The organism is Allobosea sp. UC22_33, assembly GCF_042700715.1.
In the GTDB taxonomy this organism is placed as follows: domain Bacteria; phylum Pseudomonadota; class Alphaproteobacteria; order Rhizobiales; family Beijerinckiaceae; genus Allobosea.
In genome coordinates this window covers 2864251-2888801 of sequence record NZ_CP170556.1, presented here as the reverse complement: position 1 = coordinate 2888801, position 24551 = coordinate 2864251, and the positions used below count along the sequence as shown (strand labels likewise).

Below are 24551 nucleotides of genomic sequence, written 5' to 3'. Positions count from 1 at the left end.
CCCCGGAATGACAACGCTGTTTGAGCTCCCCTAGCGAATCCCAGGCCCGTCGTGGCAGATTGCCGGCGATGCTGACCGGTTCCTATCGCAAACGGCTCGAAGCCGATCTTCCCCGCTGGGTCACTGAGGGCTGGCTCAGTGCCGAGAATGCCGGCGCGATCCGGCGTTCGGTCGCGCGCGAGCAGGGCGGCATCCGCCTGCCGGCCGTGCTCGGCCTGCTCGGCGGCCTCTTGATCGCGGCGAGCGTCGCGGCCTTCGTCGCGGCCGGCTGGGAGGATATCCCGCGCCTCGTCAAGCTCGGCATGATCCTCACGGCCATCGTCATCTGCATCGCCTATGCCTTCCGGCTGGAGCGGCAGGGCTCGCCGCGCGGCGCTGATGCAGCCGTGACCTGCGGCGTGCTGATCTTTGGCGCAGGGCTCGCACTGGTCGGCCAGATGTACCATCTGCCGGCGGATTGGCCGGGCGGGGCTTTGCTGGTTGCGCTCGGCGGCCTGATCGCCGCCTTCCTGATGCGCTCGAACGGCGCGCTGGCGATTGCGCTGATCGCGATCTGCGCCTGGAGCGGCGGGCGCTGGGAGGAAGCGCGCAGCGGCGCCCATCTGGGCTTCTTCATCCTCTATCTGCCGGCCGTGTGGCTCTCGCTGTCGCGCGACAACCGGCTGGTGCATCACCTCGTCGTGCTGGCGGCCGCGGCCTGGCTCGCGATGGCGCCGGGCTACGGGCTGTTCGACCGCTTCGACTACGGGCTCCTGGCCTATGGGCTGGCGCTCGCCGTGTTCTATGTGGCGCTGGGCGCGCTGGCGCTCGACCGGAGCCTGCCGCCGGTGCTGACCGCTTGCCTGCCCTGGGGGCTGCTCGGGCTGGTGCTGGTGCTGAACACGGAATTGATCCGCATCCTCGACCGTGACGAGGCGCGGGCAGGCCACGCCTTCCGCTTCGTCTTCATGGCCTATGCCGTCGCCATTCCCGTGGTCGCCTGTCTGGCAGGCCTCGCGCGAGAGCGGCGCTTCGCCTGGCCCCTGGCGGCCGGGCTCGCCTTTGCGCTGCTGGTGCCGGCCGTGTTCTGGACCGGCATCGTCACCGCAATGGCCGGCAAGATCATCGTCGCGAGCCTCGTGCTGCTGGCCGCGACGGCGTTGGTCGCCGGAGGCGCGGTCGGAGGGATCAGGCGGTTGGTGCTGGCCGGCTCGGTGCTGTTCGGCGTCGCGATCCTCATTCTGCTCTGGCAGACGATCGGCACATTGCTCGACCAGTCGCTGTTCTTCCTCGTCGCGGGCGCGGCCCTGCTGGCGATCGCCTCCGGTGCGCGGCGGCTCTTCGCCCGTCTCAACCCGCCTGAGAAGGAAGCCGCCTGATGCGCGCGCTTTCGGCCGATAGCCTTGTCGCCAAGGTCCCGCTGGTCTGGCGTGCGCTGGCAACCGCGCTGCTGCTCGGGCTCGTCCTGCTCGCGTTGGTCGAGCAGCGAGCGCGCATCCTGCGCGGCGGCACCGAGATCCGGCTGCGGAGCGTGCCGGTCGATCCGCGCGATCTCTTCCGCGGCGATTATGTCATCCTCTCCTATCCGATCAGCACGGTGGAGACCGGTGCGGCCGGCAAGACCGAGTTCGAGCGTGGCGAGCAGGTCTATGTCAGCCTCGGCCGCGACGAGCAGGGCTTTGCCAAAGCGGTCGGTGTCACGCGCGACAGGCCAAAGGCCGGCGACGGCACTGTGGTGATCGCTGGTCGCGTCACCGCGACCTCGACCTGCGCCACTAATGCGGACGGCGTTTTTGATTGCAGTGGCCAGCGCAACCGCCTGCGCATCGCCTATGGGCTGGAGAGCTATTTCGTGCCGCAGGGCGAGGGCAAGGCGATCGAGACCACCGACAAGGCTCGGATCGAGGTCGTGGCCGCTGTCTCGTCATCCGGTGAGGCTGCGATCAAGCGCCTGCTGATCGACGGCAAGCCGGTCTACGCCGAGCCGCCGTATTGAGGCGCAGCAGCCGTTCGCGCTGCCTCGATACGATCTCTTGAAAGCGCAAGTCATCCCGGGCGCAGTGAAGCGGAGATCCGGGATTCATGCCTGAATCTTCATCGGAAGCGCTCCGGCCTGGATCCCGGGTCAAGCCCGGGATGACCCGCGTATTGTCCTTGAACGTAGCTTCCGATGAGACGCTCGGCATCACATTGCCGTGTCGGTGCTCTTTCGTCTCAACCCCGCCGCAAAGCCGCTGATGATCCGCCACACGCGCTTGTGACAACACGCCGCGTGACGCGAATCCTCAGGAGTTATATGAACGGCAGATGAACGGGTTCGACAACGAACATTCATCTTGAGAGTGGCGAGCCGGGAACATGCATCGGCCGCCGGCGTTTCGATCCTGATTTTCCGGCCTGCTGAAGGACTACAGTCCCGTGTCCTCCCTCTCTTCCTTCAGGCGCTTCCTGCTTCTCGGCCGACCGGCCGTGGACGCGGTGCTGGCCGCGCCGGGGCGGGATGCACGGATCGATGTGATCCGCGGGCTCGCCCTGCTGATCATCTTCATCAACCACATGCCGGGGAACGTGGTCTCGGCCTATATGCCGCATAATTTCGGCTTCTCGGACGCGGCCGACATTTTCGTCCTGCTGGCAGGCGTCTCTGCGACGCTGGCCTATGGCGGGCTGATCGAGCAGCGCGGCTTCGCGATCGCAGGGCTGAAGCTCGGAGCGCGGCTGTGGACGCTCTACATCGCCCATCTCGCCGTGTTCATCATCGTCTGCGGCGTCGTCGCCACGGCGGTGACGCGGACGCAGAACCCGCTCTATATCGAGGCGATCAACATCCAGCCCTTCTTCCGCGACACGGTCGAGGCGCTGATCGGCGCGCTAACGCTGACCTACCAGCCGTCCTATCTCGATATCCTGCCGCTCTATATCGTGCTGCTGGCGCTGTTCCCCGTGATCTACTACGCGGTGCGCCTGAGCCCGCTGCTGACGCTGGTCTGCTCGCTGGCGATCTGGCAGATGGCGCTGGCCTTCGAGCTCAACCTGCCCAACGGCAGCGCCGGCGTCTGGTTCTTCAATCCTTTTGCCTGGCAGGTCGTGTTCACGCTCGGCATCATCATCGGGCGAGCGGCGCAGCTCGGTATCCGCGCGCCGCGCCTGGTCTGGCTCGATGTCGCGGCGGTCGCCTTCATCGTCTTCGCCTGGGTGGTGAAAACGTCGAGCGGCAATCCGATCGGAATCGCGGCGTTGAACGACTGGTTCGATTCCGTGCAGCTCGGCTCGGACAAGACCAATCTCGCCTGGACGCGCATCCTGCATATCGGCGCGCTGGCCTGGCTGGCGATCCGCTGGCTGCCGGCGGGAACCGCTATGGCCAAGGCCGCGCCTGGCCGGATGCTCGCCAGTGCGGGGCAGAATTCGCTGCATGTCTTCTGCGCGGGTGTCGTGCTCTCGATCATCGGGCAGATCGTGCTGGCGGAAACATCCTTCGATCTGGGCGTTCAGTTGCTGATATGCGCTGGTGGCGCTACAATTCTGACAGGGTTAGGGATTTTCCTGTCGTGGTACCGTTCGATCACGAAACGCGGCGCAAGCGCCGAGTCTGCCCCGGTCCGTGGCGCACAGCCATCGCGGCTTTCCTTCTCCTCGCGCTGAATTCGGGAGCGAGCGCGGCGCCGCTGCCGCCGCCGCTCGATATCCGCTGCCGGGCGGAGGCGGCGAAAGCCGCCTTCCAGCCGAGCCTGCCGGCAGCACGCAAGGCGCTCCAGGAGACCGGCCGCCTGACCATCGTGGCGCTGGGCTCCTCGGCGACAGCGGGTTCAGGCGCCAGCGCCGACGACAAGAGCTACCCCTCCGTGTTGCAGTCCGAACTGCGCCGGCGCCTGCCCGGCGCCGAGGTCCGGGTCGTCAACAAGGGCGTCGGCGGCCAGTCGGCCTATGACATGCTGCTGCGGATGCAGACCGACGTCATCGACGAGAAGCCGGCGATCGTGATCTGGCAGACCGTGATCAACGATGCCATCCGCGATATCGGCGAGGACAAGCTCGGCAAGATCCTGCGCAAGGGCGTGGGCAAGGCTCGCGCGGCCGGGGTCGAGATGATTCTGATGGACCTGCCCTGGCTGCCGCGTGAGGGCCGCTATCCGCATTACGACGATTACCGCGCCGTGCTGACGAAGACGGCGCAGGACCAGGGCATCTCGCTGTTCCCGCGCTATGCGATGATGAAGGGCTGGTCGAATTCGCGCCAGTTCACGCCGGAGGAACTCGTCGGCATGGATGGCCTGCATCTGGTCGATGCCGGCTATCGCTGCCTGGCGCTGCGGTTGGCCGACGGGATCGTTGCCGGCATCGGCCCGGTCAAGATCGACGCTGCCGGGGGCGTGAAGCCGACGAACTGAGGGGCGAGCCGTCATTCTCGGACGGAGCGCAGCGGAGACCCGAGAATCTCAGGACGAGAAGGAACTGGTTTCCGAGATGCCCGGGTCAGGCCCGGGCATGACGAGGTGACTTACTTCGCGAGCACCTCGATATCGCGGTCGCTGCCCGACTCGACCTTGAAGTCGCGGGAATAGACCTGCCCCTCCTGCCGGGCGATCAGGACATAGTCGCCTTCCGCCAGGATGACCTGCGGGAAGGCGCCGATCGCCTCGCGGATGACGTCGCCGCCCGGAGTCAGCACGCTGAAGGCGGTGCCGGCGAAGGCTTCGCCGCCCGCACTGGCGACGAGCTTCAATGTGACCTTGGCGGCGCGGTGATGCAGCGTCGCATCGGTGACCTTGCCGGTCTCGACCTTCACGTCGGCACGCTGGATCGCGTTGGAATCGCCGTAGGTCGAGACGACGTGATAGGTGCCCTCGGGCAGGCGGATGACTTCGCCGGCCTTGGCGCCGCTGGTGATGAGCCGGCCTTCCGAGTTGCCCTGCAGCGGCACGAAGACCGAGAAGGAGAGCAGCGGAGCCGGGATCGGCGCATCGCCGATCGAGCCGGCCAATGACAGCGCTCCGGCGCTGATCTGGACCTGATCGCGCAGGCCCTGCTGGCCGAGGCTGACCCGCCTGGTGCCGCTGGCGAACCCGTAGCCGGCATGGATGACGTAGTTGCCGGGCGGCAGCGAGAAGGCCGGCTCCGGCTCGGAGGAGCGCGCGACGATCCGCGACGAGGCGCCGTCGCTGCCTTCGCTGAGAACGCGCCAGTTCAGCCCGGAGCGGATCGGCTTGCGGTCGGCGGCGAACTGGGCGGAGACGGACAGGCGTGCCAACCCGTTCGGCGCGACAGGCTGGCCCTGCAGGGGCGCGGGAGGCGGCGTGTCGGCGCCAGGGCCGGGATCGACAGCCTGGGCACCGGCGAAGGTCGGCGCGAGCAGGACGGCCACGGCGACCGCGGCTCCGGCAAGGCGGCGAGCTTTAAAGCCCTCCAATTCAAGCATGCTTTTCGTCCTCGGCGGCTCTGCGGCGATGTATGAGCAGCTCCGCTTGTCCTCATCATGGCGAAGGAATAGGTCAATTCCCAAGCCATAGTCAGGATGTTTCATGACCGATACGCTCTCTCTGCTCAAGCTGCGTCGCTCCGTGCCGCCGCAGTTCCTCACCGCGCCCGGCCCTGATGGCGCCCAGCTCGACGAATTGCTCGCGATCTCCGCGCGCGTGCCGGACCATGGCAAGCTCGCGCCTTGGCGCTTCATCGTCTTCAAGGGCGCGGCCCGCGAGGAGGCGGCGGAGATCGTCGCGCGCGTCTTCCGCGAGAAGAACCCGCAGGCGAGCGAGGATCAGGTTGAATTCGAGCGCAAGCGCTTGCTGCATGCGCCGGTGATCGTCGGTGTGGTCTCGCGGGCGCGCCAGCACGCCAAGATCCCGCTCTGGGAGCAGGAGTTGTCGGCCGGCGCGGTCTGCATGAACATGCTCGTCGCCGCCTATGCCATGGGCTATGCCGGCTCGTGGCTGACCAACTGGTTCTCCTTCGACCGCTCGGTGCTGAATGCGTTCGGGCTGGCCGAGGACGAGCGGATGGCCGGCTTCGTGCACCTGGGCACACCGACCGCGCCGATCACCGATCGCGACCGGCCGGTGATGGCGGATATCGTCAGCTATTACGGGGCCTGATCCGATGATCTATTCGGCCACGCAAGAGGATCTCGGCTTTTCGCATGATCCGTTCAAGGCGATCGTCGCGCCGCGGCCGATCGGCTGGATCACGGCGCTGAGCGCCAAGGGCGAGGTCAATCTCTCGCCCTACAGCTTCTTCAACGCGATCTCGTCGCGGCCGAACATCGTGATGTTCTCCTCGGAGAACAAGAAAGACGCCGTCGCCTTCGTCGAGGAGACCGGCGAGTTCACCTGCTCGCTGGTGACCAAGGCGCTGGCGCATCCGATGAACCTGACCTCGGCGCCATTGCCGCGCGGCGAGAGCGAGTATCCGCATGCGGGGCTGGAAATGGCGCCGTCGCGCTTCGTCAAGCCGCCGCGCGTCGCCGGCACGCCGGCCGCGCTCGAATGCAAGCTGCTCTCGATCCAGCAATTGCAGGATATCGATGGCAACGCGGTGCCGCGTTGGATGGTGCTGGGGCAGGTCGTCGGCATCTTCATCGACGATGCCTTTGTCAAGGACGGGCGTTTCGATACGGCCGGCGCCAACCCGATCGCACGTTGCGGCTATGCCGATTACGCCGAGGTGACGAGCCTGTTCTCGATCACGCGCCCTGCCGGCGGGTAGGGCCGCATCGCACAGGCGTCATTCTCGGGCGGAGCGAAGCATAGACCCGAGAATCTCAAGACGGATAGGCGCCGGAGCCCCTTTCGGCAGGAGATGCTCGGGTCAAGCCCGAGCATGACGCCCTATGAGCAGCGTCAGCTCTGCGCCAGAGGCTTGGCGCTGTAATCCCCGAACTCCGCCAGCGCCTTGTTGATCGCTTCGGCGTCGAGTTTGGTGCCCTCCGGCAGCGTGAGGCGCGGCGGGTCGAGCGTCACGGTCGCGCCGGGCGCGAGCGCCGTCGCGGCGCGTTGGACGCGCGAGGCGCAGCCGCCGCAATGCATCCCTGAAACCTCGAAAACCTGAGTCATTCGAATCGCCTCCGGCTGTTCATTCAGCCAGTTTGCGAGCGCGCGCGACGAGCCGCTGTGCCTTGATCAGATGGGGACGATCCAGCATTTCGCCATCGAGCCCGATGACGCCGGCGCCGGGATTGGCTTCGAACAGCGCGATGATCTGCTGCGCCTTGGCGAGGGCCGCCGGCGAAGGCGCGAAGACCTCGTTGATGATCGGGACCTGTGCCGGGTGGATCGCCATCTTGCCGGTGAAGCCGTCGCGGCGCGAGGCGAGGCATTCGGCGCGGAAGCCGGCATCGTCGCGGAAATTGGTGAAGACGGTGTCGATCGCGTCGACCTGCGCCGCCGTCGCCGCAAAGAGCGTCAGCGCGCGGGCGAGGCGATAGGGATCGGCATAGGAGCCGTCCTCCAGCCGGTTGGTCTCTGCGCCGAGATCGGCCGAGAGGTCTTCCGCGCCCCAGGTCAGCGCCATCAGGCGATGCGAGGAGCGGCTGTAGCTGCCGAGCCCGAAGATGGCCTTGCCGGTCTCGGTGCCGATCGGGAGGATGCGCGTCGTGCCGTCAGGCAGGTTGGACTCGGCCTCGCGTACGGCGATCTTGGCGGCGAGATGACCGACATCGGTGCCGCCCTCCGATTTCGGCAGCATGATCGCATCCGGGCTGCCCGGCATGATCGCATCGAGATCGGCATCGCTCATGCCGGTCGACAAGGCGTTGATGCGGACGATCAGCAGCGGGCGCTTCGGCAGGGGGCGGGTGGCTTCGAGAAAGGCGCGGGTGATCTCGCGCGCCTGCGGCTTGCCGTCGAGCGCGACGGAATCCTCGAGGTCGAGGATCAGCGCGTCCGCGCCGCTCTCCAGGCCCTTCTGCTGCTTCTTCGGGCTGTCGCCCGGCACGAACAGGAGCGAGCGCATGGATCAGACCGCGACCGTCTCGGGGGCGGGGCGCTTGCGCATGAAGGCCTGGCGGCGGCACTGGGCGACCAATGTGCCGTCCTGCTTGTAGGCCTTGTGCACGAACTCGACGATGCCGGCATCGGGGCGCGAGCGCGACTCGCGCTTGGCGGCGATCTCGGTGGTGCAGTTGATGGTGTCGCCCTCGAAGAGCGGAGCCGGGAATAGCACGTCGGTCATGCCGAGATTGCCGATGGTGGTGCCCACCGTGGTGTCGTTGACGGAGATGCCGATCATCAGGCCGAGCGTGAACAGCGAATTCATCAGCGGCTTGCCCCATTCGGTCTCGGTCGCGCAGAAATGCGCATCGATATGAAGGGGTTGCGGGTTCAGCGTCATGTTGGAGAACAGCATGTTGTCCATCTGCGTGACGGTGCGGGTCAGGCCGTGCTCGATCAGCGCGCCGACCTGGAAATCCTCGAAATAGATCCCGCCACGCTTGTGACGCACCAGTTCCGCCATAGACCGCCTCCGTCTTCCAGGATCGCCCTGCGCCCTGCCGGGGCGCGATGGCGATCGGTATCTTTGTCACCGCATCGAAGCTTTCCGAAAAGTGGAATCCACTTTTCGGTTCGATGCGGGCCGGCTGCTGAGCCGTAACCAGAAGTCGTAGAGGGACCTCCGTCGGGAGGGAAGCGGAAAGCGCGGGCGCGCTGCGGCACGCGGCCGGTCTTAACGGTTCGCTTACCATAATGGAGGAGTTTTGGAGGGTGCCCTCGCAATGCGCGTGGGGCCGCCGCCGAAGGTCTCGATGTTCCTCTTCACCACGCCGCAAAGCCAGAGCCGCGAAACGCAGCCAGCGAACCCGGTCGTCAGCGCCATTCGACAGGGCGCGGAGCGGACGGGGGCGGGGTTCGACTACCTGCTCAAGACGGCGCAGCGCGAATCCTCGCTGGAGCCGACAGCCAAGGCGAGCACATCGAGCGCCACGGGGCTTTTCCAGTTCATCGAGCAGACCTGGCTGTCCATGGTCAAGCAGGAGGGGCCGAAACAGGGCCTCTCGCAATATGCCGACGCGATCACCGAAAGCGGCGGGCGCCTCAGCGTCTCCGACCCGGCGGCGCGCGAGAAGATACTGCAATTGCGCAACGATCCCCAGGTCGCGGCCGTGATGGCCGGCGCGCTGACCCAGAAAAACCGCGACCAGCTCGCCTCGAGTCTCGGCCGCCAGCCGCAGGCCGGTGAGCTCTACATGGCGCATGTGCTGGGTGCGCGCGGCGCCTCCGACTTGATCCGCGCCGTGGCGAGCGATCCCAGCCGCGTGGCGGCGCGGGATTTCCCGGAGGCGGCCGGCGCCAACCGCTCGATCTTCTATGACAAGGCCGGCCGTGCGCGCAGCGTGCAGGAGGTCTATGGCGTGCTGGCGGCAAGCCATGCCAGCACCCAGGTCGCGGCCAATGTCGCGCAGAACCCGCAAGCGGGGCAGGGCGAGCCTCCGGTGGCCGAGATCGCCGCCGGTTTGCGCGAGGGTCGTGCCAAGGGGCTCGTCGGCCTGTTCTCGACCGGTGGCTCGCGGGACCCTGTCTCGAAGGCCGTCGCCAATCTCTGGACGACACCGCCGCGCGGCGGCACGCGCATGGCCTCGCTCGAAGGCGGCGAGCGCTATTTCCCGCGCTCCGGCCAGGGCGAGACCATGATGTCGGATGCCAATCCGGTTGCGGGCGCAGCTTCCGTCGGGGCATCGGCCAAGGCGGTCAATGCGCCGCTGCCGCCATCGCGTCCGAGCGATCTGTCCCAGCCTGATGTCGCGGCCGCGCAGCCGGCGCGCAAACGCCGGAGCGGGCCGCTCGACCTGTCCTCCTTCATGATTCAGCGGAGCGGGGCATGATCGTTCGGCGCTTCCTGCTCTGGGCCCGGACCGCACCGGCGGAGGCCCGCGCCAGCGGCGCTGCCAGCCTGGCGGCGGCCTATCTGCGTTCCGGCATGTCCGACGAGGACCGGCACGAGGCCGAAACGGCGCTGATGGCCTTGATCGATGACCCCTCGCCATTGGTGCGCCGGGCGATCGCCGAGGAGATGGCGCCCTCGATGCGCACGCCACGCAATCTCGCGCTCAGCCTGATCGCCGAGCAGAGCGATGTCGCGGCGCTCGTCCTGGCGCATTCGCCGGTGCTGACGGAGGCCGATCTGGTCGATGCCGCCGCGGTCGGCGATACGCTCGCCCAGAAGGCCATCGCCATGCGCCGCTGCCTGCCGCTGGGCGTCTGTGCCGCATTGGCTGAAGTTGGCTGCGAGGAGGCGCTGGTGACGCTCGCGGGAAATCGCACGGCCGAGATTCCCGACTTCTCGCTCGAACGCATGATCGAGCGTCATGGCGACAACGGCGCCCTGCGCGAGGCCCTGCTCGAGCGCGCCGACTTGCCCGGCGGCCTGCGGCAGACCATCGCTGCCAAGGTCTCCGACACTTTGGCGAGTTTCGTTTCCGGTTGCGGCTGGCTGACGCCGGAGCGCAGCGCGCGGCTTGCACGCGAATCGACGGAGCGGGTCGCGGTGGCGCTCGCAGCCGGCGGCGAATCAAGCGATGCACCGGCGATCGTCGAGGTGCTCAGGGTCACCGGACGGCTGACCTCGGGGCTGATCCTGCGTTCCCTGCTGAGCGGCGAGCCGGCTTTGGCCGAGGCCGCATTTACCGCGCTATCCGGCCTGCCCGAGGAGCGCGTGGCGGCGCTGCTGCGCGACAAGCGCGGCGCGGGCCTCAAGGCGCTCTGCCGCAAGGCCGGGCTGCCGGCGTTGCTGGAGCCGGCCTTCTCGGCCGCCATCCTCGCGCTCAATGCGCGCGGCTTCGACAGTGGCGGAGCCGGCAACGGCATCGACCGCGCGCTGCTGCGTGCGGTGCTGATCGCCTGCGAGCGGCTGGAAGGACCGGAAGCCGATGGTCTGATGGGCCTGTTGCGCCGCATGGATGCGGAAGCCGCCCGCGAGGAGGCGCGCAGCCTGGCGGATTCGCTGGCGGACGATGCCGCGCTCGCACTGCTGGTCGAGGCGGACCCGTCCTTCCTGATCGAGCTTGCCGAGAGCGATCTGCGCGACGCAGCCTAGTCAGCTCTCAATAGCCGAACTGCTCGCGCAGGATGCGCTCGTCCAGGCTGTGGCCGGGATCATGCAGCATGACGAGATCGACATCGCGGTCGATCTCGATCGAGACGGAGCTGACCTCGTCGATTTGCGTGTGATCGGCGACGGCGCTGACAGGCCGCTTCTCGACTTCCAGCACCTCGATGAAGACCTTGGCATGGTCCGGCAGCAGGGCGCCGCGCCAGCGGCGCGGCCGGAAGGCCGAGATCGGCGTCAGCGCCAGCAGCGGCGCGTCGAGCGGCAGGATCGGGCCATTTGCCGAGAGATTATAGGCGGTCGAGCCGGCCGGCGTCGCCAGCAGGAGGCCATCGGCGGTCAGCTCGGACAGTCGTACCTGGCCGTCGACGGAGATGCGCAGCTTTGCGGCCTGATAGGAACGGCGCAGCAGGGAGACCTCGTTGATCGCCTTGGCCTGCACGGTCGCGCCGCTGCGGTCGATGGCCTGCATCGAGAGCGGATGCACGATGCTGCGCTGGGCTGCGTCCAGCCGCTTGGTCAGGCCGCGCTCCTTGAACTCGTTCATCAGGAAGCCGACCGAGCCGCGATTCATGCCGTAGATCGGCTTGCCGGTTCCCAGGAAGCGGTGGAGCGTCTGCAGCATCAGGCCGTCGCCGCCGAGCGCGACCACGACATCGGCCGCCGCCGGATCGGCATTGCCGTAGCGCTCGACGAGCTTCTCGAGCGCCGCCTGCGCTTCAGGGGTTTCGCTGGCGACGAAGGAGATCGCGCCGAATCGTTCGGTCATAGCGTGTCCTGGACGGCAGGCCCTGCGGTATCCGGGGCAGGCTTAACACGATCGAATGCCGGGCGGCGACCCTGCGGCCGCGATAAAACCCGCCCGATGAAAAAGGCCGGGCTTTGGCCCGGCCTCGACGCGAACCGAGAGGGCGATTGCGCTCAGAGCGCCGCGCTCCACTGCACCGGCACCATCTCGAAGCCGTTGCCGCTCTTGGCGATGTGCCCCGTCGCCGGGAAGGGGGCGTGATAGAAAGCGACCTGCATGCGCTCGGCCGAGACCATGTCGAGCAGCTTGCGCCGCGTCGCCGCCGCTTGCGGGCCATCCATGTCGAACACCGCCGACCAGTCTGGATTGCGCACGAAGAGCGCGGGGTGGTTGGTCGTGTCGGACATGATCATCAGCTTGCCGTTGCCGGAGCTGAGCGCGAAGACCGTGTGGCCGGGCGTGTGGCCGGGGGCGGCGATCGGCGTCAGGCCGGGCAGGAGCTCCTTGCCCGGCTCGAACTGCTTCACATCCTTGGCGATGGGGCCGAAGACGCGGCGCACCCCGGCGAAGGCGCCCTTCATGCCATCGGGCGCGGCGTTCATCCTGGCATCGTCCATCCAGAAGGCCCATTCGGCCGCCGGAACCATGACCTCGGCATTGGGGAACACGGCCGTGCCGTCCTTCAGCCGGAAGCCGTTGATATGGTCGCCGTGGAAATGGCTGAACACGACGCTGGATACGTCCTTCGGATCGAGGCCCGCCGCCTTGAAATTCGCCATCCAGGTGCCGGAGGTCGGCGCGCCCGAATCGCCGTTCCCGGTGTCGATCAGGGTGAGCTTGCCGCCCTGCTGGATCGCCAGCGTGGTGAAGGTGATGTTGAGCGCGTCCTGCGGCAGGAAGGCCTGCTCCATCGCCTTCTTGACGTCGGCGAGCTCGGCATTGCGGACGAAGCCTTCGAGCGGGCGCTTGCCGAAGCCGTCATTGATCGCGGTCAGCGTGATGTCGCCGATCTTGTAGCGGTAGAATCCGGGAGCCTGGTTCACGGTAACTCCTTGTGCCTTGGCCGGGCCGATGCCGGGCAGATCGAGTGTCGCAGCGGCAACGAGAGCGCCGGCGCCGACAAGGGCGGCACGGCGCGAGAATTCTGTGTCCTGCATGGTCTGGTCTCCCCTCGGGTGAGTGGCAGACTAGCGGCGGCCGTCTTGCGTTCAACTGCAAGGGCTTGTCGGCAGGTCAAGTTTCCGTGAGGCCCGATTCCGGTGCGGCAGGATCGCGCCGCGCCAGCGCGCGCAGCATCGCGGCGCAGAGCGCCATCGAACCCATCACGCCCTGGCCGGAGCAATCGGCGACGAGGGCCTGGAAGGCGAGGTTTTCCTCGTTCGCGAGGCAGTGCAGGCTCCAGCTCCAGCCGGGCGCCTTCTGCCGCAGCAGCGAGACGGCGATGTCGATATCCGCGCTGACGGTGCCGAGCGTCTTCCAGAAAGAGCCGTGCTGGTAGATCCCGCCGGCCGGCGTCCGGCGGTTGACCAGCCGCGTCGGCTTGCGCCGGACGACGAAGCCCAAAGCCTCGTAGATATCCGCGTCGAGCTCGCGATCGGGCTTGCTGGAAGCCTCGCACCGGGCCGCGAGCGTCAGGAGTTGAGTCCGGTCGTCCATTCCGGTCCGTAGAAAAAGCAGAAAAGGTGCGCGGCGAGGCCGGCATCGCAAGCTGGGACTTCTAGCCCATGAACGCGCCTGCCGGCCAGCCAGGAATGCGGGCGCTGGCCAATCGCAAATTTCAGGGACCGATGACGACGCCTCTGGCATGGCCGCCCGGCACGCGGCATGAACAGCCGATTCCGATGGGCGCGGGCTCATAGAGCGTGCAGGTCCTGACCGGCGTGCTGCACATTCCGCCCTCTGCGGCCGGCACCACCTCATAAGCAGGATAGACCGGGTAGGCGGGATAGGCGGGGTAAGCCGGATAGGTCGCGATCGCGCCGAGCGTGGCCGCTGCTGCGAGACCCGTGCCCCAATAAGGGTAGCTGCCGCGATATCCGCGATAGGGGGCGTAGCCGGCGCGCCGCCAGCCCCAGCCGCCACCATGCCAGCCGGAGCGGACATGCTGGCGATAAGCCGGAAATGCCGGCCGCATCCCATGCGGCCTCATGCCGATGCCGCGTGCATGGAAGCCGCCATGCCGGAAGCCGGCACCCCCGACATTCGGCTGGGCCGATGCGGCGAGGCCAGTGGTCAGAAGCAGTGGTGCGACGGAAGCCGTGACGAGAAGAAGGCGACGCATGCGAACCTCCCTGGATTCAACCGGGGTTTCGCCCCACCATGAAAACGTGGCGTGAGGCGCGAGGTTCCGGGCGGCTATCTCAATCGTCGAACCGCAGCTTGCTTTTGCAGCGATAGCCGACGAAACACGCTTGGGTATCGGCGCTCGGCACGAAAGCAGGGTCGGTTATTTCATTCACCAGGCAGAAACCGCGATCGCGCACGAAGCGGTCATAGGTGTAGCCTCCCGTGCCGAGAACGATCGCGCCATTGACCTGGACATCGCGCTGGCTTGCCGCGCAGGGACGCGAGACGGTCGAGGGACGTGATTGGGCTGCCGCGATTCCTGCAGGAAGCAGGAGGGCGAGTGCGAGGACGATGGCTTTCATGGAAGCCTCCAGAGCTGGGCCGGAACAGTAACCGTCCGGCTCGCCAAACGTTCCCGGAGGGGCGGATCTGTCAAGCTGGTTCCACGTGCCATCTCGCCGCTCCAGTGCATGGCGCCGCCTCATTCTGGCCTTGGCGCCCGGTTTGTCTCGCCGCTTGCCGATTCACAGTGGAAGGCACCGCCCATGAAACTCGCGTTGATTGCCGTGCTCGGCGCCCTTGTCGCTTTGCCGGCGACGGCACAGCAGCAGCTTCCCCAGCGCAAGCCCGGGCTATGGGAAACGAAATCCACCGGCAACGAGGGCGAAACCACCGCCAAGCAATGCGTCGGGCCGGGAACCGACCAGTCGGTCGTCGGCGGCCTGGCTGCCGGCGCCTGCTCGAAGATGCTGGTGACCAAGACCGCCACGGGATATGCGGTGGAGACCGAATGCACGGTCGGTCAGATCAAGGCTTCCGGCAGCAGCGTCATCACCGGCGATTTCCAGAGTTCCGTTCGGACCGAAGGCATGACGAAGATCAGCGGCATGCCCGGGCAGTCAGGCACGGTGGAGCGCAAGCTCGTGGTCGAGGCGAAGCGCCTCGGCGAGTGCGCGCCCGGCCAGAAGCCCGGCGACATCATCATGCCCGATGGCAAGGTGATCTCGATGCCGCCGGCGAAGCCCGCGCCGTAAGCGCGCCGTCGGGGCAGCAGACAGCCCGTGGGGCGTCTGGCTTGCCATCGACCGAAACCGCGAGGAAGCCGCCCGCCGGGGCGGGAGGCGATGGACATGGTGCCGGCGGAGAGGATCGAACTCCCGACCTTCGGTTTACAAAACCGCTGCACTACCGCTGTGCTACGCCGGCGCCATCGCATCCGGCCTTGAGGCCGGGGCATTCGCCGGGCGGAAGCTCCTCCGGCGATGGGGTTAGCGGTTACCAGCCGATCGCGACGAGGGCAAGCATCTCGGCGACACGAAAGAGACCCGTCTCCACGCCATGAAAAAAGCCCCGGCCGTGGGGCCGGGGCTCGTTCGTCGGGCTGACTGCTTCAGCTCAGTTCTCGTAGGTCATGATGTCGCGATCCTTGGTCTCGGGCACCAGCAGCAAGCCGATCACGAAGGTCGCGAGGGCAAAGACGATCGGGTACCAGAGGCCGTAGAAGATGTCGCCCGTGCCGGCCACCATGGCGAAGGAGGTGGCGGGCAGGAGGCCACCGAACCAGCCGTTGCCGATATGGTAGGGCAGCGACATGCCGGTGTAGCGGATGCGGGTCGGGAAAAGCTCGACCAGCGCCGCCGCGATCGGTCCGTAGACCATCGTGACGTAGATGATCAGCACCGTCAGGATCGCGATGACCGTCAGCGACTGGCCGCCGAAGAGCGCGCCGAAGAAGCCGGTCTTGACGATGCGAGCGTCGTTGGCGGCCGGATAGCCGGCGGCGATGGCTTCCTTGGCGATGTTGGCCGCGAAGCTGGCGTCGATGGCGACGTCCTTGCCGTTGACCACGACCTTGGCGGCGGTGCCCGCCGGGGCCGGGGTCTGGGTATAGACGATGGCCTGCGTCGCAAGCGTGCGGCGGGCGACGTCGCAAGGCTGCGTGAAGGTGCGCACGCCGACCGGGTCGAAGACCGAGCCGCAGGTGGCGGGGTCGGCGACGACCTGGACCTTGACGTTGTCATGGGCCGCGGCGAGGCCCGGGTTCGCCGCCTTGGTCAGCGCGCCGAACAGCGGGAAGTAGGTCAGAGCGGCGATCAGGCAGCCGGCCAGGATGATCGGCTTGCGGCCGATCCTGTCGGAGAGCGAGCCGAAGAAGATGAAGCCGCCCGTGCCGATGATCAGCGCCCAGGCGATCAGCACGTTGGCCGAGTAGAGATCGACCTTCAGGATGCTCTGGATGAAGAACAGCGCGTAGAACTGGCCGGTGTACCAGACGACAGCCTGGCCCATGGTCAAGCCGAACAGGGCGATCAGCGCGATCTTGGCGTTCTTCCACTGGCCGAAGGCCTCGGAGAGCGGCGCCTTCGAGCCGGTGCCCTCTTCCTTCATCTTCTTGAAGGCCGGCGATTCCTGCATCTGGAGGCGAATCCAGACCGAGATCGCGAGCAGGAAGATCGAGAGCAGGAACGGAATGCGCCAGCCCCAGGCGGCGAACTCGGCCTCGCCCATATTGACGCGGATGACCAGGATGACGATCAGCGACAGGAGCAGGCCGAGCGTCGCCGTGGTCTGGATCCACGAGGTGTAGAAGCCGCGACGGCCGACGGGAGCGTGCTCGGCGACATAGACCGCTGCACCGCCATACTCGCCACCGAGCGCGAGGCCCTGGAGCATGCGCAGCGCGATCAGGATGACCGGAGCGATCCAGCCGATGGAATTGTAGCTGGGCAGCAGGCCGACCAGGAAGGTCGAGGCGCCCATGATCACGATCGTGACCAGGAAGGTGTATTTGCGGCCGATGAGATCACCGAGGCGGCCGAAGAACAGCGCGCCGAACGGGCGGACCAGGAAGCCCGCGGCGAAGGCCAGCAGGGCGAAGATCGCGCGGGTGTTGGCGTCGAAGGCCGAGAAGAAATGCGCGCCGATCATGACGGCGAGCGAGCCGTAAAGATAGAAGTCGTACCACTCGAACACCGTGCCGAGCGACGAGGCCAGAATGACCTTCCGTTCCTCCTTGGTCATCGGCCGGGGCGCTGCCCTCGTGCCCGATGCTTGCGATGCCATGCTCATGGCGTTTTCTCCCCTGATGAAGCCCTGAAGCCGGGGCTTGCCCGGCAACTCGTTTCGCGCGGTTCACGTTCTGAATGACGGTGGCCGCGCTGCCGGATGGCGGGTGAGTCCCGTCATTCCAGCTCGCTTCAGAGGATTGCGCGCGGATTGTCGCAGGGGCAATCAGGCACTTGGTCTTGCACCGTTCGTCTATGAGACTATCGGTGAAGGGCGCGCCGCAGGCCGGAAAGGGCTGAAATCTCACCCTTTCGGCCGCGTCTTGCGGCGCTGGCCGGTCAGCGGCGGCTGGCCGCGTAAAGCGCGATAGCGGTCGCGTTCGAGACGTTGAGGCTGGTGATCGTGCCGGGCACCTCGAGCCGCGCGACATGGTCGCAGAGCTCGCGCGAGCGCTGGCGCAGGCCCTTGCCCTCGGCACCCATCACCATGACCAGCGGGCGGCGCAGCGCGACGTCGTCGAGGGCGACCTCGCCGTCCGAATCGAAGCCGACGCGCAGGAAGCCGCGCTTGCCGAGCGTCTCCAGCGCATCGCCGAGATTGCGCACGGCGATCAGCGGCACATGCTCCAGCGCGCCCGAGGCGGATTTGGCGAGCACGCCGGTCGCGGCCGGGGAGTGGCGGATCGTGACGATCACCGCAGCCGCGGCGAAGGCGGCGGCGGAGCGCAGGATGGCGCCGACATTATGCGGGTCGGTGATCTGGTCGAGCGCGAGCACGACCGCGTCGTCCGGCAGGCTGTCGAGATCGGGCGAGGGCAGGGGATCGCAGACGAGATAGAGGCCCTGATGTACCGAATCGGGGGTGAGCAGGCGGTCGATCTCGGAGGGGCGCACGATCTCGGCCTGAAGCGGCAAAGGATCGATTTGCTCCTGCAGGCGGCGCAGGCCATTCTCGGTCGCGAGCAGGCGCCGGTGGCGCCGCTGCGGATTCTTCAGCGCCTCGACGACCGGGTGCACGCCGTAGAGCACGGCCTCGTCGATATCGCCCGGGCGGTGCGGCGGCGGCCCGTCGGCACGGCGGGCGCCCTGTCTGCCCCCGGCGGGCCTGGCATGTTTCGGGCGGAACGGCGGAGCCATCGCTCTCTCCAGTGATTGCCGGATTGCCGTGCCACGATGCGGCCCGCTTGGCCAGCGCGAACAACCCCTTTGCCGACAAATCCACGAGGACGGGAATCATGATGCCAGACGGGACGGACAGGCTGATCGTGATCACCGGAGGGCCGGGCTCGGGCAAGACCAGCCTGATCGAGGCGCTGGCTGCCGGCGGCCATGCCGTGCGGCCGGAGGCCGGACGCGCGATCATCCGCGACCAGCAGGCCATCGGTGGCAGGGGATTGCCCTGGATCGATCCGGCCCTGTTCGCCGAGCTGATGCTGGCAGCCGACCTGCGCGGCCATGCGGAGGCGCTCATGGAACGGGACAACGTGTTCTTCGACCGCGGCCTCCCCGATATCGCGGGATATCTGACCCTCTGCGGCCTGCCGCTGCCACACCACGTTGAGCGGGCGGCGCAGGAATTGCGCTATCGCCGCACCGTCTTCATCGCACCGCCCTGGCGGGACATTTTTGCGCAGGACGCCGAGAGGAAGCAGGACTTCTCCGAGTCCGAGCGAACCTTTGCCGCCATGGCCGAGACCTATCCCCGTTACGGCTATGAGCTGGTCGAACTGCCTCGTGCGAGCGTAGCCGAGCGGGTTGCCTTCGTCCTTGGACATGCGCTTGCCGCAAACTGATCGGCTTTTCTGGAGCCGGGAGCGCGGCTTCACAACGAATTCGCTCCATCGGTCTTTTTGCCGTTGACAGGGCGCGGCCCGGTCACCATAAGTCCGGCCGCGCCTACCGGTCGTCGCGAAAGTGACATGTCGGTGGCCCTGGGCTCACAGAGCCGATCAAGGGCGCAGGCGGGGGGAATGTCCCGAGCGGCAAAGGGGGCGGACTGTAAATCCGCTGGCTATGCCTTCGCAGGTTCGAGTCCTGCTTCCCCCACCACCATCCTTTCCAAGAGTGTGAATTTCCGTTGCTACAGCCGGCTTCGCCTTCGACAGGCGATGCGTCGCCTGCTGAAAGGCTTTTCCTTTTTCAGGCGCTTCCAGGCCGATCCGCCAGAGCGGCCGGTGTGGCCGCCTTGGCGTCCCGGTTCGGGCTCAGCCCTTCACGAAGGCGAGCAGGTCGGCGTTCAGCACCTCGGCATGGGTGGTCAGCATGCCGTGCGGATAGCCCGGATAGACCTTGAGCGTGCCGTTCCTCAGATGCTTGATCGATTCATGCGCGGAGGCGCCGATCGGCACGATCTGGTCGTCGTCGCCATGAGCCACGAGCGTCGGCACCGTGATCGCCTTGAGGTCGCCGGTCTGGTCGGTTTCGGAGAAGGCCTTGATGCCGTCGTAATGGGCCTTGGCGCTGCCCATCATGCCCTGGCGCCACCAGTTCCAGATCACGCCCTGGTCGACCTTCGCGCCCGGCCGGTTGAAGCCGTAGAACGGCCCGGTCGGCACATCCAGGAAGAACTGCGCGCGGTTGTCGGCCAGCGCCTTGCGGAAGCCATCGAAGACCTCGATCGGCAGGCCGCCGGGATTGCCTGATGTCTTGACCATCAGCGGCGGCACGGCCGAGACCAGCACCGCCTTGGCGACGCGGCCCTGTGGCTCGCCGTGCTTCGCGACATAGCGCGCGACCTGGCCACCGCCGGTCGAGTGGCCGATATGGACGGCATTGCGGAGATCGAGATGCTCGACGACGGCCGAGGCGTCGGCGGCATAATGGTCCATGTCATGGCCGTCCCAGACCTGGGCCGAGCGGCCATGGCCGCGCCGGTCGCTGGCGACGACGCGATAGCCCTTCGCCAGGAAGAACAGCATCTGGGCATCCCAGTCGTCGCTGCTCAGCGGCCAGCCATGGTGGAACATGATCGGCTGGGCGTCCTTCGGCCCCCAGTCCTTGTAGAAGATCTCGACGCCGTCCTTGGTTTTGACGAATGACATGGTGAGTGCCTTCCTAAGCGCCGAACACGGGCCTCGTGCCGACGCCGCCGGGCCGCAGGTGGCACCGGACATCGTCGTGATTCCCGCGGTCAGGCCCTGGGTTCCGATACGAGCCCGGTCGCGCGGGGGGCTCCTGCCGATATTGCAGCGTTGTCGCCCGCTGTACACCTGCTGGATTACAGGCTCACGCGCTTGTGGGTCTTGCCGCGGACGCCGGCCCTAAAGCCGCAGGAAGCGCTTGGCGTTGTCGTGGAGCCAGAGCTTCTCGACCTCCTTGCCGAGCGGGAGCGCCCTGATCTCGGAGATGGTGCGCGCGATCGGGCCGAGCGGATAGGCGCTGCCGAAGATGATACGGTCCTTCAGCACCGTGCGGCCATATTGCAGGAGCGGCTCGTAGCCGGAGCCCGCGACCTGCAGGTATTTCGGCCTGATAGCGACGAGGCCGATGCTGACATTCGGGTGGCGCCAGGCGACGCCGATCAGCTCGTGCACCCAGGGAAAGCCCGGCGGAGAGGCGCAGACCCGCAGCTCGGGAAAGTCGACCATCACCTCGTCAAGCAGCGACGGGTGGCCGTAGCGCATCAAGGTCGAGCTCGCGAAATTGATCGAGCAGTGGATGTTCACGGGAATGTCGAGCTCGATGCATTTGGCATAGAGCGGGTACATCCGCCGGTCGTTGATCCCGAGATGGTGCTCGAAGCATTGCAGGTTGAGCCCGCGCAGGCCCAGCACCCGCACGGCATGGTCGAGCTCACGCACTGCCGTCATGCCCTTGTTCGGATCGACCCCGGCGAAGCCGATGAAGCGCGGCCCCTGCTCGCGGCAGAATGCGGCGACATCCTCGTTGCTGATGCGCCAGCCATAGGTCGTCTCGAGGTCGCGCGCCTTGACGCAGACATGGCTAACGCCGGCCTTGTCGTATTCCGCGAGGTAGCCGGCGAGATCCTGCTGGGGCTCGGCCGCGGTTTCGCTGGCGGCATAGACCTGCCGGTAGCGCTTGAGATGCTCGGCTCCCTTCGGGCCGAAGGCAGGAAGCGGCGGGCGGCTGCCGTAGTCGATGATCACGAATGCTGCTCCTTGCCGGAGAGGGCGGGCCAATTCGCAGCCCAGGATTTCAGCGCCTCGATCGCAGCCGCGACCGCCAGAAGCTGGGCTTCCGAATGCCAGCGGCCGACAATCTGCAGGCCGATGGGCAAACCGTCCGGGCTCATGCCGCAGGGGACCGAGAGGGCGGGGTGCCCGCTGGCATTGTAGGGGATGGTGTAGGGATACCAGGCGTCGCGCAGCGGGCCGTGGTCGATGCCGTCGACGACGAGCGGGCCGTCCGATTGCTGGCCGATGGGTAGCGCCGGCGTCGCGACGGTGGGCGTGATGAAGACGTCGGCGCCGTCGAAAAGGCGCTCCACCTGCCGGTAGATCTCGGAGCGGGCGCGCTGGGCATGGGCGAGGCGCGTATAGGTCTGCGCTTCCGGCTGCATGTTGAGGCCGAGGCGGGCGGTGCGGTCCATGCGCTCGCCGTGTTCCTCCAGCAGGGAGCCGAAGCGGGCATGCTGATAGGCGCGCATCAGCACGAGGGCGGAAGGTGTGTCGAAGGCGATATCCTCCGGCATCGCCACGCGCTCGGCGCCGGCCGTCAGCAGGCGCTCGACGGTCTCGCCGACGGCTGCTTCCACCGCCGGGGCAACCCAGCGGTTGAGCGTTCGCGGCGCGTAGCGGAAGCGCAGGCCCTTGAGCGCCGCGACGGGATCGACGGGAAGCCGGACGGGATCGGCCGAGCCGCCGAAGGAGAGCGGATCGCGCCGGTCGGGGCCTTTCATCGCGTTGAACATCAAGGCGACATCGGCGACCGTACGCCCCATCTGGCCGAGGCAGGTCAGAGAGCCGAACAAATCCGTCGTGGTTTCGTGCGGGACGGCGCCCCAGCTCGGCTTCAGGCCGACGACGCCGCAGCAGGAGGCCGGGATGCGGCCGGAACCGGCACCGTCCGAGGTGAGATGGAGCGGGCCGAAGCCCATCGCCGCCGCGATCGCGGCGCCGCCGCTGGAGCCGCCGCAGCTATAATCGGTATTCCAGGGGTTGCGGCTGATGCCCTGGCGCGGGGAATCGGTCAGCACCTTGTGGCCGAATTCCGGGGTGGTCGATTTCGCGAAGGGGATGGCTCCGGCGCGGCGCAGGCGTGCGACGCCCTCGGCATCCGCGTCGGCGACCTGCCCGGCGAAGGCATGCGAGGCGTATTCGAGCGGCATGTCGGCGACGGCGACCAAGTCCTTGACGCTGAAGGGCAAGCCGTGGAGCGGGCCGGGCGCGGCGCCATCCGCGAGCTTGCGGTCGGCCTCGCGGGCGGCGTCGAGCGCGCTGTCCGTCGCTATATGGGAGAAGGCGTTGACCGGCGCGTTGCGTGCCTCGATCTGGCCGAGCACGGAGCGCATCAGCGTCTCGGCCTTGAGCGCGCCGGAGCGCAATTCGGGCAGGAGTTCGGCCGCGCTGCGGCTCCAGAGGGGCATGCTCATCGCCAGATTCCTTCCACCCTGTCGAAGGCGCCGAGACGCAAGTCGGCGACGCCGGCCGTCAAGGCCGTCTTCGCGACTTTCTGCGAGGCGGTGCGCGGGATGTCGTCGACGAAGGCGATGTAGCGGGGGATCTTGAAGGCGGCGAGATTGGCCTCGCAATGCCTGGCGATCCGTCCGATCAGGTCGTCGCTGCCATTGATGCCGTTGGCGGGCAGGACATAGGCCTTGACCTCCTCGCCACGCAGGTCGTCCGGCACGGGGACGACCGCAACCTCCTCGATCTCGTCCATGTTGCGCAGGACGGTCTCGACCTCGCGCGCCGCGATGTTCTCACCGGCCCGCCGCACCATGTCCTTGAGCCGGCCGACGATGTAGAAATATCCCTCTGCATCCTGCCGGAAGAGATCGCCGGTGCGGAACCATTCGCCGAAGAAGCTGTCGCGATTGGCCTCCGGGCGGTTGTAGTAGCCGAGCATCAGGCCGGGGCCCTTCAGCACGAGCTCGCCGATCTCGCCACGCGGGACGTCCTTGCCTTCCTCGTCGACGATGCGGGCCTGCCGGAACGGGGCGGGGATCCCGCAGGAGCCGGAGCCGACCATGTGCAGCGCATCGAGCGGCATGTAGAGCCCGGGGCCGACCTCGGTCATGCCGAAGGCTTCCATGGCGGGCGCATTGAAGCGCTTGCGCAAAGCGGCGTTCACCTCCTTGCGGTGGCCATAGATGTTGGCACGCATCAGCTCCGTGTCGCCGTCCTCGGGCGTCTCGGGCTGCTTGAAGACGATCTCCGGGAACAGGCAGAAATGGATGCGGTGCTCGCGCAGCCAGGCGGCGAAGCGGCTGGCGCTCTGGCGCTTCGCGACGAAGAGCGTGCCGCGCTGGTAGAAGCACAACAGCAGCAGCCATTGCGGGTCCATGTAGAAGAACGGCGTCGAGGCGAGCACGCGGCGGAAGCGCTTGGCGTCGCGAAAGCCGTTCACGAAGGCGGCGCCGAGCCAATAGCGATGCGTCAGCATGCAACCCTTGGGGAAGCCGGTCGTGCCCGAGGTGTACTGGATGTTCATGAGGTCGTCAGGGGCGGGCTCCGGCCCGTCATGCCGTGCGCCCTCGGGAACAGCGGCGACGAGGGCGTCGAGCGTCATTGCGCCCGGCGGCAGCAGGGTCTCCTGCACGTCCTCTGCGGCCATGCGCAGGATGCGGTCGGGACGCGGGAATTTCTCGGCCTCGGCGACCTCCACCGCCTCGCGATATTGCGGGCCGCATTCGTCATGGATGACGAGCGCCTCGGCGCCGGCATCGCCGAGCACATAGGCGAGTTCGCGGCCGGTATAGCGCAGGTTGACCGGCACCATCACGGCGCCGATCCGCGCCAGCGCGAGCCAGACGATCGGCATCTGCGGGCAGTTCGGCAGCATCACGCCGACCTTCATGCCGCGCGTCACGCCGAAGGAGGCGAGCGCGACCGCCATCCGTTCGACGGCCTCGTCGAGCGCCGCATAGGTGATCGTCTCGCCGGTCTCGAAGAAGTTCCAGGCGAGTGCGTCCGGCGTCTCGGCCGCGGCTGCGCGCAGCAGGCTGCCGATATTGCGGGGGAAGGTGAAGCGCTCCATCTCGCGATGCCGCGCCTCCACATCGAGCGCGGCCAGGCGCGCCACATAGGCATCGGCCCAAACGGGTGTCTGAGGGTCGGTGGGCAGGGGCGGCATTGGCATCTCGAAAGGCATGTTCGCGTCGAACAGGTCTGGAAGTTATGTTTTCCGTCGTTGGTCGATTGCGATTGAGAGCGTGGCGGGATTGCGAGACAGTGCCGGTCTCTGGTGTATTTTCCAGTTTTCCGTCTGGCCCGGTTCGCACTATTCCGCTGCAGGCGGAGAGCCGCAAATTTCTTTTTGACTAGAAAACATGCCTGCTGGTTATATTCGATCTGAAGCCAGTGGCGGAGCATTGC

General features: G+C 67.1%; 25 protein-coding genes and 2 tRNA genes. 11 read left to right on the top strand and 16 right to left on the bottom strand.

What is annotated here, in order from left to right; all coding sequences use genetic code 11:
* Window positions 1–68 precede the first annotated feature (68 nt).
* From ACFJGT_RS13715 to ACFJGT_RS13700, 4 genes are all read left to right on the top strand, one after another.
* Window positions 69–1358, top strand: a complete 1290-nt coding sequence (locus ACFJGT_RS13715; protein WP_377838497.1) for a DUF2157 domain-containing protein — start codon at window positions 69–71, stop codon at window positions 1356–1358.
* Entirely contained in the window at window positions 1358–1975 is a 618-nt protein-coding gene (locus tag ACFJGT_RS13710; protein WP_377838496.1) for a GDYXXLXY domain-containing protein, read from the top strand. The genes ACFJGT_RS13715 and ACFJGT_RS13710 overlap by 1 nt, the downstream gene beginning before the upstream one ends.
* Before the next feature lie 422 nt (window positions 1976–2397).
* Window positions 2398–3624 carry an OpgC family protein gene (locus ACFJGT_RS13705; protein ID WP_377838495.1) on the top strand — a complete coding sequence of 409 codons (1227 nt, stop codon included), beginning with the start codon at window positions 2398–2400 and terminating at the stop codon, window positions 3622–3624.
* Entirely contained in the window at window positions 3531–4370 is an 840-nt protein-coding gene (locus tag ACFJGT_RS13700; RefSeq protein WP_377838494.1) for an SGNH/GDSL hydrolase family protein, read from the top strand. Before ACFJGT_RS13705 ends, ACFJGT_RS13700 begins: the two co-directional genes overlap by 94 nt.
* Before the next feature lie 110 nt (window positions 4371–4480).
* On the opposite strand, the gene ACFJGT_RS13695 is transcribed toward ACFJGT_RS13700, so the two are convergent.
* Window positions 4481–5398 (bottom strand): hypothetical protein, encoded by a 918-nt coding sequence (locus ACFJGT_RS13695; protein WP_377838493.1) that lies wholly within the window; start codon window positions 5396–5398, stop codon window positions 4481–4483.
* 103 nt (window positions 5399–5501) lie between these two features.
* Here ACFJGT_RS13695 and ACFJGT_RS13690 point away from each other — a divergent pair, with 103 nt between their 5' ends.
* Window positions 5502–6071 (top strand): nitroreductase, encoded by a 570-nt coding sequence (locus tag ACFJGT_RS13690; protein WP_377838492.1) that lies wholly within the window; start codon window positions 5502–5504, stop codon window positions 6069–6071.
* A 4-nt stretch (window positions 6072–6075) separates the two neighbouring features.
* Entirely contained in the window at window positions 6076–6681 is a 606-nt protein-coding gene (locus tag ACFJGT_RS13685) for a flavin reductase family protein (RefSeq protein ID WP_377838491.1), read from the top strand.
* A gap of 134 nt (window positions 6682–6815) precedes the next feature.
* On the opposite strand, the gene ACFJGT_RS13680 is transcribed toward ACFJGT_RS13685, so the two are convergent.
* The 3 genes from ACFJGT_RS13680 to ACFJGT_RS13670 are packed head-to-tail and all read right to left on the bottom strand — an operon-like array spanning window position 6816 to window position 8427.
* On the bottom strand, window positions 6816–7028 hold the full coding sequence (locus ACFJGT_RS13680) for a heavy-metal-associated domain-containing protein (protein ID WP_377838490.1): 213 nt from the start codon (window positions 7026–7028) through the stop codon (window positions 6816–6818).
* Window positions 7029–7047: 19 nt separating this feature from the next.
* Window positions 7048–7926 (bottom strand): HpcH/HpaI aldolase/citrate lyase family protein, encoded by an 879-nt coding sequence (locus ACFJGT_RS13675; RefSeq protein WP_377838489.1) that lies wholly within the window; start codon window positions 7924–7926, stop codon window positions 7048–7050.
* Between the two features lie 3 nt (window positions 7927–7929).
* Entirely contained in the window at window positions 7930–8427 is a 498-nt protein-coding gene (locus ACFJGT_RS13670; RefSeq protein WP_377838488.1) for a MaoC family dehydratase, read from the bottom strand.
* Window positions 8428–8716: 289 nt separating this feature from the next.
* Between ACFJGT_RS13670 and ACFJGT_RS13665 the strand changes: the two genes are divergently transcribed.
* Window positions 8717–9793, top strand: a complete 1077-nt coding sequence (locus ACFJGT_RS13665) for a lytic transglycosylase domain-containing protein (protein WP_377838487.1) — start codon at window positions 8717–8719, stop codon at window positions 9791–9793.
* The gene (locus ACFJGT_RS13660) at window positions 9790–11004 is read left to right on the top strand and encodes a DUF2336 domain-containing protein (protein ID WP_377838486.1); all 1215 of its coding nucleotides are present in this window, start codon (window positions 9790–9792) and stop codon (window positions 11002–11004) included. The genes ACFJGT_RS13665 and ACFJGT_RS13660 overlap by 4 nt, the downstream gene beginning before the upstream one ends.
* A 7-nt stretch (window positions 11005–11011) precedes the next feature.
* Here ACFJGT_RS13660 and ACFJGT_RS13655 read toward each other — a convergent pair whose 3' ends face one another.
* The 5 genes from ACFJGT_RS13655 to ACFJGT_RS13635 form a co-directional block, all read right to left on the bottom strand.
* Window positions 11012–11785, bottom strand: coding sequence for an NAD kinase (locus tag ACFJGT_RS13655; protein WP_377838485.1), 774 nt, complete (start codon window positions 11783–11785; stop codon window positions 11012–11014).
* Window positions 11786–11937: 152 nt separating this feature from the next.
* Window positions 11938–12921, bottom strand: coding sequence for an MBL fold metallo-hydrolase (locus ACFJGT_RS13650; protein ID WP_377838484.1), 984 nt, complete (start codon window positions 12919–12921; stop codon window positions 11938–11940).
* A gap of 76 nt (window positions 12922–12997) precedes the next feature.
* A complete protein-coding gene (locus tag ACFJGT_RS13645) occupies window positions 12998–13420 on the bottom strand; it encodes a hypothetical protein (protein ID WP_377838483.1) in 423 nt (140 codons plus the stop codon).
* Window positions 13421–13541: 121 nt separating this feature from the next.
* The gene (locus ACFJGT_RS13640) at window positions 13542–14045 is read right to left on the bottom strand and encodes a hypothetical protein (protein ID WP_377838482.1); all 504 of its coding nucleotides are present in this window, start codon (window positions 14043–14045) and stop codon (window positions 13542–13544) included.
* 79 nt (window positions 14046–14124) lie between these two features.
* The gene (locus tag ACFJGT_RS13635) at window positions 14125–14412 is read right to left on the bottom strand and encodes a hypothetical protein (RefSeq protein WP_377838481.1); all 288 of its coding nucleotides are present in this window, start codon (window positions 14410–14412) and stop codon (window positions 14125–14127) included.
* Between the two features lie 183 nt (window positions 14413–14595).
* Between ACFJGT_RS13635 and ACFJGT_RS13630 the strand changes: the two genes are divergently transcribed.
* Window positions 14596–15084 (top strand): DUF3617 domain-containing protein, encoded by a 489-nt coding sequence (locus ACFJGT_RS13630; protein ID WP_377838480.1) that lies wholly within the window; start codon window positions 14596–14598, stop codon window positions 15082–15084.
* 97 nt (window positions 15085–15181) lie between these two features.
* Here ACFJGT_RS13630 and ACFJGT_RS13625 read toward each other — a convergent pair.
* The 3 genes from ACFJGT_RS13625 to rlmB form a co-directional block, all read right to left on the bottom strand.
* Window positions 15182–15256: transfer RNA gene (locus ACFJGT_RS13625), tRNA-Thr, on the bottom strand.
* A 189-nt stretch (window positions 15257–15445) separates the two neighbouring features.
* Window positions 15446–17119: an MFS transporter gene (locus ACFJGT_RS13620; RefSeq protein ID WP_377838479.1), complete on the bottom strand. Its 1674-nt coding sequence runs from the start codon at window positions 17117–17119 to the stop codon at window positions 15446–15448.
* 275 nt (window positions 17120–17394) lie between these two features.
* Complete coding sequence (gene rlmB / locus ACFJGT_RS13615; RefSeq protein WP_377838478.1) at window positions 17395–18192, bottom strand: 23S rRNA (guanosine(2251)-2'-O)-methyltransferase RlmB; 798 nt, start codon at window positions 18190–18192, stop codon at window positions 17395–17397.
* A 101-nt stretch (window positions 18193–18293) separates the two neighbouring features.
* Between rlmB and ACFJGT_RS13610 the strand changes: the two genes are divergently transcribed.
* Both ACFJGT_RS13610 and ACFJGT_RS13605 read left to right on the top strand, forming a co-directional pair.
* A complete protein-coding gene (locus tag ACFJGT_RS13610; RefSeq protein WP_377848980.1) occupies window positions 18294–18848 on the top strand; it encodes an AAA family ATPase in 555 nt (184 codons plus the stop codon).
* 171 nt (window positions 18849–19019) lie between these two features.
* Window positions 19020–19104 (top strand) — tRNA-Tyr (locus ACFJGT_RS13605).
* A 155-nt stretch (window positions 19105–19259) separates the two neighbouring features.
* Here ACFJGT_RS13605 and ACFJGT_RS13600 read toward each other — a convergent pair.
* The 4 genes from ACFJGT_RS13600 to ACFJGT_RS13585 all read right to left on the bottom strand — a co-directional run bounded on the left by ACFJGT_RS13600 (window position 19260) and on the right by ACFJGT_RS13585 (window position 24309).
* On the bottom strand, window positions 19260–20096 hold the full coding sequence (locus tag ACFJGT_RS13600) for an alpha/beta fold hydrolase (RefSeq protein WP_377838477.1): 837 nt from the start codon (window positions 20094–20096) through the stop codon (window positions 19260–19262).
* Between the two features lie 219 nt (window positions 20097–20315).
* Complete coding sequence (locus ACFJGT_RS13595; protein WP_377838476.1) at window positions 20316–21161, bottom strand: amidohydrolase family protein; 846 nt, start codon at window positions 21159–21161, stop codon at window positions 20316–20318.
* Complete coding sequence (locus ACFJGT_RS13590) at window positions 21158–22606, bottom strand: amidase (RefSeq protein WP_377838475.1); 1449 nt, start codon at window positions 22604–22606, stop codon at window positions 21158–21160. The genes ACFJGT_RS13595 and ACFJGT_RS13590 overlap by 4 nt, the downstream gene beginning before the upstream one ends.
* Window positions 22603–24309 carry a class I adenylate-forming enzyme family protein gene (locus ACFJGT_RS13585; protein ID WP_377838474.1) on the bottom strand — a complete coding sequence of 569 codons (1707 nt, stop codon included), beginning with the start codon at window positions 24307–24309 and terminating at the stop codon, window positions 22603–22605. The genes ACFJGT_RS13590 and ACFJGT_RS13585 overlap by 4 nt, the downstream gene beginning before the upstream one ends.
* Window positions 24310–24551 lie beyond the last annotated feature (242 nt).